Annotated in this window: 13 protein-coding genes; 5 read left to right on the top strand and 8 right to left on the bottom strand. The window is 63.2% G+C overall.

Annotated elements, in window-relative coordinates; all coding sequences use genetic code 11:
- Positions 1–34 precede the first annotated feature (34 nt).
- Positions 35–703: a glutathione S-transferase family protein gene (locus tag Q0O40_RS13510; RefSeq protein WP_295530834.1), complete on the bottom strand. Its 669-nt coding sequence runs from the start codon at positions 701–703 to the stop codon at positions 35–37.
- A 193-nt stretch (positions 704–896) separates the two neighbouring features.
- On the opposite strand from Q0O40_RS13510, the gene Q0O40_RS13505 reads away from it, so the two are divergent.
- Complete coding sequence (locus Q0O40_RS13505) at positions 897–2873, top strand: EAL domain-containing protein (RefSeq protein ID WP_295530832.1); 1977 nt, start codon at positions 897–899, stop codon at positions 2871–2873.
- On the opposite strand, the gene yihA is transcribed toward Q0O40_RS13505, so the two are convergent.
- From yihA to Q0O40_RS13475, 6 genes are all read right to left on the bottom strand, one after another.
- Positions 2870–3472, bottom strand: a complete 603-nt coding sequence (gene yihA, locus Q0O40_RS13500) for a ribosome biogenesis GTP-binding protein YihA/YsxC (RefSeq protein WP_295530838.1) — start codon at positions 3470–3472, stop codon at positions 2870–2872. The genes Q0O40_RS13505 and yihA overlap by 4 nt on opposite strands.
- 101 nt (positions 3473–3573) lie before the next feature.
- Positions 3574–5373, bottom strand: coding sequence for a membrane protein insertase YidC (gene yidC / locus Q0O40_RS13495; RefSeq protein ID WP_295530830.1), 1800 nt, complete (start codon positions 5371–5373; stop codon positions 3574–3576).
- Between the two features lie 61 nt (positions 5374–5434).
- Positions 5435–5644, bottom strand: a complete 210-nt coding sequence (gene yidD, locus Q0O40_RS13490) for a membrane protein insertion efficiency factor YidD (RefSeq protein ID WP_295530828.1) — start codon at positions 5642–5644, stop codon at positions 5435–5437.
- 7 nt (positions 5645–5651) lie between these two features.
- Positions 5652–6026, bottom strand: coding sequence for a ribonuclease P protein component (rnpA, locus tag Q0O40_RS13485; RefSeq protein WP_367183753.1), 375 nt, complete (start codon positions 6024–6026; stop codon positions 5652–5654).
- A 74-nt stretch (positions 6027–6100) separates the two neighbouring features.
- A complete protein-coding gene (gene rpmH / locus Q0O40_RS13480) occupies positions 6101–6235 on the bottom strand; it encodes a 50S ribosomal protein L34 (RefSeq protein ID WP_295530826.1) in 135 nt (44 codons plus the stop codon).
- 434 nt (positions 6236–6669) lie between these two features.
- Positions 6670–7449 (bottom strand): universal stress protein, encoded by a 780-nt coding sequence (locus Q0O40_RS13475; protein ID WP_295530823.1) that lies wholly within the window; start codon positions 7447–7449, stop codon positions 6670–6672.
- A gap of 191 nt (positions 7450–7640) precedes the next feature.
- On the opposite strand from Q0O40_RS13475, the gene Q0O40_RS13470 reads away from it, so the two are divergent.
- From Q0O40_RS13470 to Q0O40_RS13455, 4 genes are read left to right on the top strand one after another with little or no spacing between them, the layout of a single operon-like run.
- Positions 7641–8294, top strand: coding sequence for an HAD-IA family hydrolase (locus Q0O40_RS13470; protein WP_295530820.1), 654 nt, complete (start codon positions 7641–7643; stop codon positions 8292–8294).
- Between the two features lie 28 nt (positions 8295–8322).
- On the top strand, positions 8323–9033 hold the full coding sequence (locus Q0O40_RS13465) for a CoA transferase subunit A (RefSeq protein WP_295530817.1): 711 nt from the start codon (positions 8323–8325) through the stop codon (positions 9031–9033).
- Positions 9033–9692, top strand: coding sequence for a CoA transferase subunit B (locus Q0O40_RS13460; protein WP_295530815.1), 660 nt, complete (start codon positions 9033–9035; stop codon positions 9690–9692). The genes Q0O40_RS13465 and Q0O40_RS13460 overlap by 1 nt, the downstream gene beginning before the upstream one ends.
- 5 nt (positions 9693–9697) lie before the next feature.
- Positions 9698–10381: a glutathione S-transferase family protein gene (locus Q0O40_RS13455; protein ID WP_295530813.1), complete on the top strand. Its 684-nt coding sequence runs from the start codon at positions 9698–9700 to the stop codon at positions 10379–10381.
- A gap of 3 nt (positions 10382–10384) precedes the next feature.
- Here the strand turns inward: Q0O40_RS13455 and Q0O40_RS13450 are convergent, their stop codons facing one another.
- Positions 10385–10807 carry a DUF983 domain-containing protein gene (locus Q0O40_RS13450; RefSeq protein WP_295530812.1) on the bottom strand — a complete coding sequence of 141 codons (423 nt, stop codon included), beginning with the start codon at positions 10805–10807 and terminating at the stop codon, positions 10385–10387.
- Positions 10808–11105 lie beyond the last annotated feature (298 nt).

The raw sequence follows: 11105 nt of genomic DNA, 5'->3' as shown, positions 1-11105 counted from the left end.
CCCGCGCCGACGGACTGCCGATTGCCAAGCTGCGTTAGCCAGCGGCTGCTTCATCGAACTGCGGGATCGTCCATTCCTCCAGCGCCGCAGCCTTGACCCAGGCCTGCATCCATTCGTGATCGCCCAGCGCATCCATATAGGCCCGCGCGAACCCGGGCACAGCCACACCGTAAGTGGTAAACCGCAGGGCCACCGGCGCAAACGCGATGTCCGCCGCGCCGAAAGCGCCAAACAGAAACGGCCCGCCTTGCCCATAGCGCGCCCGCGCTTCGGCCCATAGCGTGAGGATGCGCACCACATCGGCATGCACGGCAGAGGAAAGCGGGAGCGGCGCGGGGGCGCGGCGCAGATTCATCGGCAATTCGCGGCGAAGCGCGACAAAGCCGGCGTGCATCTCCGCCGCCATCGCCCGCGCCATCGCACGGGCAGGCGCGGCCTTGGGCCAAAACCGGTCGCGGCCCACTTTGTCGGCAAGGTGTTCGAGGATCGCCAGACTGTCCCACACCACCACGTCATCGTCCCACAGCACCGGCACTTTGCCGTGCGACGGGGCGAGCAAGGGTTCGCTGCGCCAGACAGTGTCCCAGCCCGCGCCATAAAGCGGGATCACCTGCTCTTCAAACGGGAGACCCGATTGCTTGGCAGCCAGCCAGCCGCGCAGCGACCAGCTCGAATAGCTCTTGTTGCCAATGACGAGCTTCATCGTCTCTTCCTTTGATCGGATCGGCGTTTAAAGCTGTTTTAAATTGATAACCTCTCGCTGTTTCTTCCTAGCCGGTTGGCATGGCGCTGTCGAGGCAGCGCCGCGAACCGCAGCACGGCGCCAGTATAGGTAGGGCCGCGCAAGGTCCGGTTACTGCGATCACAATACTTTTGCGCCTAATCGTTGGCTAACCATGAACGCGCGCGATTTGCCCTCGACTAAGGCCGGACATGCCGATGCGCATGATGACCCGGTCGTGCGCCCGCTCGCGGTCATGCAGTTTTTGCAGCTGCGCCGCCAGCTTCCCCCAATGTATGCCCTGCTCGCGATCAATGCGGCGGCCGTGGCCTATACCCATATGGGGCTGGCCCCGCAGCTCCTGACGCAGATCATCCCGGGCATTCTCATCATGGTTTGCGCGGTCCGGTTTTACCAATGGGTCGCGCCGCTCGACATGCGCAAAGTCGATCAACCGTTTGCCGAGCGCATGCTGAAGCGCACCACGGTGATGAGCCTCGTCCTGTCGATCGGGTTTCTGCTGTGGGCGCTCACGCTCGATCAATATGGCGGCCTGATCGAACATGGCCACATCGCGGTATTTGTCGCGATCACGGTTCTGGGCTGCATCTTCTGTTTAAGCTACTTGCCCAATGCCGCCCGCATCGTCTGTTACATCGTCCTGGGCGGGTTCTTGATCTATTGCCTTGCCCAGCGGCAGACGGTGCTGATCGCCATTGCGATCAACATCCTGCTGGTCGGAATACTCGTCCTCAAGGTCAACCGCGATAGCTTTGCCGCATTTGTGAACCTCGAACGGTCGCGCCATGAATTGCAGGCAGAGCGCTTTCAGGCGGAGCTGCTGGGCGAGGAAAACGCCCGGCTGGCGCAATCCGACATGCTTACCCAGTTGCCCAACCGGCGCTTTTTCTTTGCCAAGCTGGAGCAATTGCTCAGCAGATCGGGCCCTGATGACGCATTCTGCATCGGCCTCATCGATCTTGATCGGTTCAAACCGGTCAATGACAATCTGGGTCACGCGCAGGGCGACCGGTTGCTGCAGGCGATCGGCCACGCGCTGGCCAGCCTGAGCGATGCGAGCACGCGGATCGCGCGCCTTGGCGGCGATGAGTTCGGGGTTATCCTGCAAGGCTCCGCCGCCGATGCGGAACGGCGGATCCAGCAGATCAGCGACCGCATCAAATGCCCGGTCCAGCTCGGTGATGCCCGCATCTCGGTCGGTTGCTCGATCGGGCTGGCCGCTTATCCGGAAGCCGGGTCGACCGCGCACGATCTATTCGATCGCGCCGATTTTGCGCTTTATCACGCCAAACGGCACGCGCGCGGCGGCTGTGTTCATTTCTCGGCCGATCTTGAGCATCTGATCCGGTCCGAGCAGGCGCTCGAATCCGCCCTGCAGGGCTGCGATTTCGCGCAGGATATTGAGCTGGTCTATCAGCCGATCGTGGCGGCCGGCTGCGGGAGCATGATCGGGGTTGAGGCGCTTGCCCGCTGGACCTCGCCCGCCATCGGGCCGGTGCCAGCGGAGCAGTTGTTCCTCTGCGCCGAGCGGCTGGGCATTGCCCGGACGGTCACGCTGGCGCTGTTTGACCGGGCGCTGTCCGCGCTCGCCCTGCTTCCGGCCAAAATGCGGCTATCCTTCAATCTGGCTGCGCCCGATATCACCGATGGCGAGACCATTTCGGCCTTGCTCGAACGGCTCGCGCAATCCGGTATTGCTGCCGAGCGGCTGGTGTTCGAAGTGACCGAGACCTGCCTGATCCGCGATTTTCCGGCGGCAAGCGCCGCGCTCAAGCGGCTGCGTGCCTGCGGCGCGATGATCGCGCTCGATGATTTTGGCACCGGCTATTCCAGCCTGAGCTCGCTGCATCTCCTGCCCATCGATATCGTCAAGATCGACCGCACGTTCGCCGCGCGCTTAAGCTCGAGCAAAGGGCGCAAGTTCCTTGGCGCGATCCTCAATCTGGCGCGGTCGCTCAATCTGGAATGTGTGTTTGAAGGGATCGAAACCGAAAACCAGTCGCTTGAAGCCGCATTGATCGGCTGCAAATTTCTGCAGGGTTATTTTATTGCTATGCCTACTTCGCTCGACAACATTCTGGAAGCCTGCGAACCCGCGATCGGCACCACCGACCGGAAGCGTCTTGCCTAGCTTTCCGAATCGGCCAGCACCGCCGCGCGCAGCTCGGCAATCCCCATCTTCTTCTCGGCTGAAGTCACCAGCACTTGCGGAAAAGCGGCAATCCGCTTGCGCGCCACGGCTTGCGTTGCCGCGAGCACTTCGGCCAGCTCGCTCGCCTTGATCTTGTCCGCCTTGGTCAGCACCACCCGGTAGCCGACCGCCGCCTCATCGAGCATGCGCATCATGTCGACATCGATCGGCTTCACCCCGTGGCGTGCATCGATCAGCAGCAGCGTCCGTTTCAAAACCACCCGCCCGCGCAGATAATCGCGCACCAGCCGGTGCCATTGCTCGACCACCTTGATCGGTGCCTTGGCAAAGCCATAGCCCGGCATGTCGACCAGCCGCAGCAGCGCAGGCTCGCCTACCTCGAAGAAATTGAGCTCTTGCGTGCGGCCCGGCGTAACCGAGGCGCGGGCAATCGATTTGCGCCCGGTCAACGCGTTGAGCAGCGAGGATTTGCCCACGTTCGAGCGGCCTGCAAACGCTACTTCGGGCATTTCGGGATCGGGCAGGAACTGGAGCGCGGGCGCCGATTTCAGAAACTCGATCGGCCCGGCAAACAGCATCCGCGCGCGCTCTTCCAGTGCCGCCTGCCAGGCGGGATCGATCGCGTCGATGCGTTCGGTCCCGGTGGGGGCCGGGCTATCCGGGTTCGGCGCGCTGGCCATCATGTCTTGGGCCTGCTCACCGGTTTGGCGGCCTTGGTTTCGCGCGCAACATTCCGGTCGATGTCGATCTGATCCTTGCTCGCCTGCGCTTTGAGCGTCGGGTGCTTGCTATAGAGATACTTCTGCTGCGCGATGGTCAGCAGGTTCGACGTGATCCAGTAGATCAGCAGCCCTGCCGCAAACGGGGCCATCACGAACATCATCATCCACGGCATGATCGCCATCACCTGCTGCTGCGCCGGGTCCATCGCGGCGGGTTGCAGCTTGAACTGCGCCCACATCGTGATGCCGAGCAGGATCGCGAGAATGCCGATCGCCAGAAACTCGGGCGGGGTAAACGGCAGCAGGCCAAACAGATTGGTCACATGCAGCGGATCGGGCGCGGACAAGTCCTTGATCCACAGCACGAACGGCTGGTGGCGCATCTCGATGGTCAGGACGAGCACTTTATAGAGCGCGAAGAACACCGGGATCTGCAGGAAGATCGGCAGGCATCCGGCCAAGGGGTTCACCCCTTCGGCCTTGTACAGCGCCATCACTTCCTGCTGCTGCTTCTGCTTATCGTCCTTGTAGCGCTCCTGGATCGCTTTCATTTTCGGCTGGATCGCGCGCATCGCCGCCATCGAGGCGAACTGGCGCTGCGCCACCGGGAACATCATGCCGCGCACCACCACGGTGAGGAGGATGATCGCCAGGCCGAAATTGTGGCAGGCGCGAAACAGCGAATCGAGCAACCAGAAAATCGGCTTCTCAAACCAGTAAAACCAGCCCCAGTCGATCGAGAGCGAGAAGTTGGGAACGCCTTGCGCCTCATACCCTTCGAGGACGCGGTTTTCCTTGGCCCCGGCAAACAGGCGCACCCCTTGGGTCTGCGTTTGCCCCGGCGCGATGGTCGTGGCCGGATAGATCAGATCGGCGCGAAACAGACCCGCGCCAAGCGAGCGGAAATCGGCTTGCGGGCGGGTCCCCGCATCGGGGATCAGCGCCGAGAGCCAGTAGATGTCGGTAAACCCGATCCAGTTGGCCGGGCCTTCCGGCGTGACCGTGCCCGCGCTCGCAACGTCGCCATAGTTGGTGGCAAAGCTGACTGCCTCGGCAAACGCGCCGATCGGGCCGGCATGGACATTCCACGTGTCGAGGCTGGCGGTTTTTTCGGTGCGCTTGATCAGGGCAAAGGGTTTGACCGAAACTGGCGCAGCCCCGGCGTTGCGCACCGACTGGCGCACTGTGATCATGTAATTGGCGTCAATCGCATAAGTGATCGCAAAAGTCTGGCCAGAGGCGTTGCTCCAGCTCAGCGTGACCGGGGTCTTCACCGTCAACTTGGGCGCGCTTGCCTGCCACAGGGTGCGCGCATCGGGCGCGGCTACGCCGTTCTCGCCGACCCAGCCGACTTGCGCATAATGCTGCGCCGGGGTGCCTGCGGGCGAGAACAGCCGCACGGGCGGGCTGTTCTTGGCGATGGTTTCGGTATGGCGGACGAGCGTCAGATCGTCGATCAGGCCGCCTGCCAGATTGATCGAGCCCTTAAGGCCCGGCGCGTCGATCGCCACGCGCTGCCCGGCGGCGAGCGATTGCTTGAGGTCCAGCTTTTCGAGAGCGACATCGCCCGGATCGAGCAGCCCGCCCTCGCGCGTCTGCTGCGCAGGCGCGGCAGCAGGGGCAGGCGCGGCATTCGGGGCTGCCGGTTGCGCGCTAGGGGGCGCTGGCGGATAAAAATATCGCAGGCCGGATTCCCAGCCCACCAGCATGAGCGCCATCAGCACTACCGCCAGAATCAGATTGCGCTGGTTATCCACTGTACCTCACGTAAAAAAAGTCACTCAGGATGGGCGAGTGCCTGGGCATTGCAAACGCCCGCTAGGGCACCGGATCATAACCGTGGCCACCCCAAGGATGGCAGCGCAATAGCCGCTTCGCCGCGAGCCAGCCACCTTTAATCGCACCATGCCGTTCGAGCGCCTCGATCGCGTATTGCGAGCACGACGGGCTGTAGCGGCAGGTGGGCGGCAGCACGCGCGATGGGCCGATCTGCCAGCCGCGCGCGATCAGGATCAGCAGCCGTTTCATGCGCGCGTCACTTGCGCGGCGGCGGGCGTTGTCCGCGTCCCTTGCGCGGCGCATCGCCCTTGCCCGCCGCAGCGCGCGCCAGCGCACCGGCCAATTCCTGTCGCAGCAGCGCAAAATCGCGTTCGACGCCGGTGTCGCGGCCGATCAGCACATGGTCTGCGCCCGGCACGCCCTGCTGCGGCAGAACTTCGCGCAACAGCGCGCGAAACCGGCGCTTCATCCGATTGCGCATCACCGCGTTGCCGATCTTCTTGGTCACCGTCACGCCGAAGCGCAGTGCGCTTTCGTCGCCCGGCCGCCGGTTCACCAACAGCACAAATCCGGGCCTTGCGACCCGGATGGCGTTGTTTGCGGCCAGAAAATCTGCCCGCTTGGTGATCACGGCAAGCTTCAGATCCGGGCGGGGCGGGCTTTTGCAAGCACCATCAGCCGCCGGATGGCAAGCAACAGTCTCGATCAGGCCGAGAGCTTCTTGCGGCCCCGGGCGCGGCGTGCGCGAAGGATATTGCGGCCACCCACCGTGGCGGTGCGGGCGCGAAAACCGTGGCGACGGGCACGCACAAGATTGCTGGGCTGAAAAGTGCGCTTCATGGGTTTGCTCTTTTTGTTCGAATCGAATCACGTGCCTGAACCCGCTATATCCGGCGCTTCGGGCAAATCAAGCGCAGGCCACTAGGCCAGAGCGCCCCGCGCGTCAAGCTCCGAGGCCGATTTGCGCCGTATCAGCCGGACCTGACCAGCACAAAAAAAGCCCGGCCGTTGCCAGCCGGGCTTCAAAGTTTTGGGAGAGGATGCCTGAAAGGCAAGTTTCATATGACACCAAATTGCTTATTCCGCAAGTGCGAAATGCCCGGGGTGTCATGTGATTTTCGCATATTCGTATGCCTAGCACGAACACTGCGCCGAATCGCGTATACGCGGCGTTGCGATAATGAAGGGGCGATTAATCCAACCCTTTGAGACGGGCCCGAATTTGTGTGCACTGCAGCATCGGACAGCGATATGGGCCGCCGCCCGGGCAAAATTCAGTGCGCCAGCAGGAGCGGAATGCGCGAATGATCGAGCATCGCGCGCGACACGCCGCCCAGCACCATCTCGCGCAGGCGCGACTTGCCGAACAGGCCCATCACGATCAGCCCCGCGCCAAGTTCGTGCGCGGTGGCCTCGATCATCGCGGCAGCCGTTCCCTCCCGCTTGATCGCGTGCACTTCGGCATGAATGCCGTGGCGCGAGAGATAGCTGGCGGCTTCCGCTCCGGCAAACGGCTCGTCATCGTCGCGAACCACCACAAGGTGAACCGCGCTGGCCATCCGCAGCAGCGGAACCGACGCGCGCATTGCCCGCGCGCCTTCATTCCCGCCGTCCCATGCCACCAGCATCGGCACATCAAAGCGCAGCAAGGGGACACCGTCGGGGATCGCCAGCACCGGGCAATGCGTGCCCAACACGATTTCCTCGATCACCGGATCGCTCAGGCCCATCACGATAACATCGGCATAGCGCGCCGCTGCGGTCACCCCTTCGATCCGGCCCGCGTCGGTCATTTCGACATCGAAGGGCACATCCTGCGGTGCCAGCCGCGCTTCGAGCGCGCTGGCCAGCGCCCGATCGTTGTCGCGCGCCTGATCGATCACTTGCGCGGTCAGCGCGGCGCCGCCAAACGGCTCCCACGCAATCATCTGGCCAAAGGGCGAGGCAAAGTCGAATGCAACATGGCCATCGACAAGGCGGGCGAGCGCCAGCGCGGTCTCTACGCGGTCATCAAGGGTCTTGGCGGCATCGGCAGGGCAGAGGATCGAGCGCACGGCATTTCTCCTTCTTAAGTTTGCTGAACACGGGACCTTAACTACGGCAGCGTTCCAATGATCCGCATTGATCAAAATCAATTCAGCGCGGCATCTTGCCGGGTCAGGGGCAAGCGCTATGGCGGCACCTGTTCACACAGGTCCATTCCATCAGGCCCATTCAGGCAGGCCCACGCAAACAAGGACGCCTCATGAAGTATCGCGCGGTGATTTTCGATTTCGGCGGGGTGATCACCTCCTCGCCGTTCGAAGCGTTCAACCGGCTTGAGGCCGAACGCGGCCTGCCGCAGGATTTCGTCCGCCGGGTCAATGCGATCAATCCCGATGGCAACGCCTGGGCGCAATTCGAACGCGCCGAGATCGATACCGCCACGTTCGACACGCTGTTTGCCGCCGAAGCGGCGGCACAGGGCCACGCGCTCGAAGGCGGCGCGGTGCTCGCGGTGCTGGCCGGCGCGGTGCGCCCGGCGATGGTGGCGGCGCTCGATATTCTGGTGGGGGCCGGCCTGCGGATCGGTTGCATCACCAACAACGTGCCGACCGGGAGCGGCGCTGGCCTTGCGCGCAGCGCCGATCGCGCCGACGCGCTGGAGCAGATTTTCGCGCGCTTCGAGCATGTCATCGAAAGCAGCAAGGCCGGGGTGCGCAAGCCCGATCCGCGCATTTACCTGATGATGTGCGAGAAACTGGGCCTTGCGCCTGCCGAATGCATCTATCTTGACGACTTGGGCGTGAACTGCAAACCGGCGGCGCAGTTGGGTATGCACGCGATCAAGGTGACGAGCGAGGCGCAGGCGCTGGCCGATCTTTCGGCAGTGCTCGCCATCGATCTCGCCGCGCGCTAAACCACCTTACCTTGAGCGGAGCATATCGATGGCCAACAAGCTTTATCCCGACGCCGCCGCCGCGCTGGACGGTCTGCTGCGCGACGGGCTGCTGATCGCCTGCGGGGGCTTTGGCCTGTGCGGCATTCCCGAGCGGCTGCTTGACGCGGTGCTGCAAAGCGGGGTCAAGGACCTCACCTTCGCCAGCAACAATGCCGGGATCGACAACGAGGGCATTGGCAAGCTGCTGCGCAGCCGCCAGGTCAAGAAAATGATCGCCAGCTATGTCGGCGAGAACAAGGAGTTCGAGCGCCAGTATCTGGCAGGCGAGCTCGAAGTCGAGTTTTCCCCGCAAGGCACGCTTGCCGAGCGGATGCGCAGCGGCGGCGCGGGCATCCCGGGCTTCTACACCAAGACCGGCGTGGGCACTTTGGTGGCCGAGGGCAAGGAGGTCAAAAGCTTCGGCGGGCAGGATTATATTCTGGAGCAGGGCATCTTTGCCGATCTCGCGCTGGTGAAGGCGTGGAAAGCGGACGAGACCGGCAATGTCGTGTTTCGCAAGACCGCGCGCAATTTCAATGTGCCCGCAGCCACCTGCGGCAAAGTTTGCGTGGTCGAAGTCGAGGAAGTGGTGCCCGCTGGCAGCCTTGATCCCGATGCGATCCATCTGCCTGCGGTCTATGTCCAGCGGATGATCGTGGGCGCGCCTTATGACAAGAAGATCGAGTTCCTCACCACCCGCAACACGGATGTCGGCTGATGACCAAGCATGATGGCATAACGCAGGGCTGGACCCGCGATCAGATCGCCGCGCGCGCCGCGCATGAATTGCAGGACGGGTTCTACGTGAACCTTGGCATCGGCATTCCGACTTTGGTGGCGAACCATATCCCGGCCGGGATGGAGGTGACGCTCCAGTCCGAGAACGGCATGCTGGGCATCGGCCCGTTTCCGGTGGCCGGCGAGGAGGACGCCGATCTGATCAATGCGGGCAAGCAGACCATCAGCCAGCTGCCCAACACCGCCTTTTTCGACAGCGCGACCAGCTTTGCCATGATCCGCGGCGGGCATATCGATCTCACCGTGCTCGGCGCGATGGAAGTGGCCGAAAATGGCGACATCGCCAACTGGATGGTGCCCGGCAAGATGATCAAGGGCATGGGCGGCGCGATGGATCTGGTCGCCGGGGTCAAGCGGATCATCGTGGTGATGGAACATTGCGCCAAGGATGGCAGCCCCAAGTTCATTCCTGCCTGCACTCTGCCGCTGACCGGCAAGGGCGTGGTCGATATGGTGATCACCGATCTGGCGGTTTTTGCGCGGCCAAGCCATGCCGAACCGTTTCGCCTTGTCGAGCTGGCGCCCGGCGTAAGCGCCGAAGACGTGCGCGCAAGGACGACCGCGCATTACACGGAGTAAACCACATGGGTTATATTCTGGTCACGGCCAATCGCAATTATTCGAGCTGGTCGCTGCGCCCATGGGTGCTGATGAAGGCGCTCGGCATCGAGTTTTCCGACCGGCTGGAGCCATTTGCCAAACCGGATAATTTCGAAGAGTTCCGCGCCTTCTCGCCAACCGGGCAGGTGCCGGTGCTGATCGACGGCGCGGAAACGGTGTGGGATTCGCTTGGCATCGTGCTTTATCTGGCGCAGCGGCATGCCGGGATCTGGCCCGAAGATGCCGCCGCGCGCAGCTTTGCACAATGCGCGGTCTGCGAAATGCACGGCGGCTTCGCCGCGCTCAGAAACGATTGCACGATGAATGTCGGCGTGCGGGTAAAGCCGCTTCCGATGCGGCCGGCGCTGCTCAAGGATGTGGCCCGGGTGCGCGAACTGTTCGAAACCGCTCTGGCGCGCTTCGGCGGGCCGTGGCTGGCGGGGCCGGAATTTACCGCGCTCGATGCGTTCTACGCGCCAGTGGCGTTCCGGGTGCGGACTTATGGGCTTGATGTCGGTGCGGGGCAGGCGTGGGTCGATCGCGTGATCGCGCACCCTGCGATGCAGCAGTGGGAAGCCGAAGCGCTGGAGGAAACGTGGCGCGAGGTGAGCCATGAGGAAGACCTGCTCGCCTGCGGGGCGATCATCGCGGATTATCGTCAGGGCTAACGGTCAGGGTTGATCGTCGGCTTTCGCGCTGGCGTTCGGGTCGTTCGAAACGTCTGCGGCCCCCGCTTCCGCCGCCTGGTTGACATACTGCGAGGCCGCTAGCCAGCCCTTGAACGGGCGCAAGGAGGCGATGCAGCCGAGCACGAGGATCGGCACCGAGGTGATAAGGTGCACCCACCAGGGCGGATCGAACCGCACCTGCACCCACACCACCACGAACATCAGCGGAAACGCGGTGATGCACAGCGCGAAGAACGCCGGGCCATCATCGGTGCTGGCATAGGAATAATCGAGCCCGCAGGCCGGGCAGGTCTTGGCCAGTTTCAGCCAGCCGGCGAACATCGGCGCTTTGCCGCAGCGCGGACACAGCCCCTTCCACCCAGACCAGACGATCCAGCGCAGCTTCGGATTGGAGATCAAGGCCATACGGCGGCAGGTAGTCTTCTCCAAGGCGCGGGGCAAGCGCCGCTAACGCCGGGCGCAGCGATGCCGCCATCGGTGTGCGCCGACGGCAGCGACGGGGAACACCACTTGACGAAGTGAACGTTATCATTCAAATGAACGTTATCAACGCGGCTGTCCGTCGTCAGAACATTTGGCACAACTCGCGGCGTAAATTAGCGGAGTGCGGGCCTCGTCTGGGGTTGGGTTTTAGGCGGCGAGCTTGCGGTGTTGCAAGCGCCGATGCTCGATGGTTTGTCGCTTGATCCTTTCACGTTGTTTG

The sequence above is a fragment of the Novosphingobium sp. Chol11 genome, from assembly GCF_945870625.1.
Taxonomy (GTDB): Bacteria; Pseudomonadota; Alphaproteobacteria; order Sphingomonadales; family Sphingomonadaceae; genus Novosphingobium.
The sequence above is the reverse complement of the archived record's forward strand: the minus strand, read 5'-3'. Positions and strand labels throughout refer to the sequence as shown.

Coding starts and splice junctions, on each gene's coding strand:
- Q0O40_RS13510 (WP_295530834.1), bottom strand. CDS start 703: ATGAAGCTCGTCATTGGCAACAAGAGCTATTCGAGCTGGTCGCTGCGC.
- Q0O40_RS13505 (WP_295530832.1), top strand. CDS start 897: ATGAACGCGCGCGATTTGCCCTCGACTAAGGCCGGACATGCCGATGCG.
- yihA (WP_295530838.1), bottom strand. CDS start 3,472: ATGCTGTTTGCCGGGCCGATCGAGTTTCTGAAATCGGCGCCCGCGCTC.
- yidD (WP_295530828.1), bottom strand. CDS start 5,644: ATGAAACGGCTGCTGATCCTGATCGCGCGCGGCTGGCAGATCGGCCCA.
- rpmH (WP_295530826.1), bottom strand. CDS start 6,235: ATGAAGCGCACTTTTCAGCCCAGCAATCTTGTGCGTGCCCGTCGCCAC.
- Q0O40_RS13470 (WP_295530820.1), top strand. CDS start 7,641: ATGAAGTATCGCGCGGTGATTTTCGATTTCGGCGGGGTGATCACCTCC.
- Q0O40_RS13465 (WP_295530817.1), top strand. CDS start 8,323: ATGGCCAACAAGCTTTATCCCGACGCCGCCGCCGCGCTGGACGGTCTG.
- Q0O40_RS13460 (WP_295530815.1), top strand. CDS start 9,033: ATGACCAAGCATGATGGCATAACGCAGGGCTGGACCCGCGATCAGATC.
- Q0O40_RS13455 (WP_295530813.1), top strand. CDS start 9,698: ATGGGTTATATTCTGGTCACGGCCAATCGCAATTATTCGAGCTGGTCG.
- Q0O40_RS13450 (WP_295530812.1), bottom strand. CDS start 10,807: ATGGCCTTGATCTCCAATCCGAAGCTGCGCTGGATCGTCTGGTCTGGG.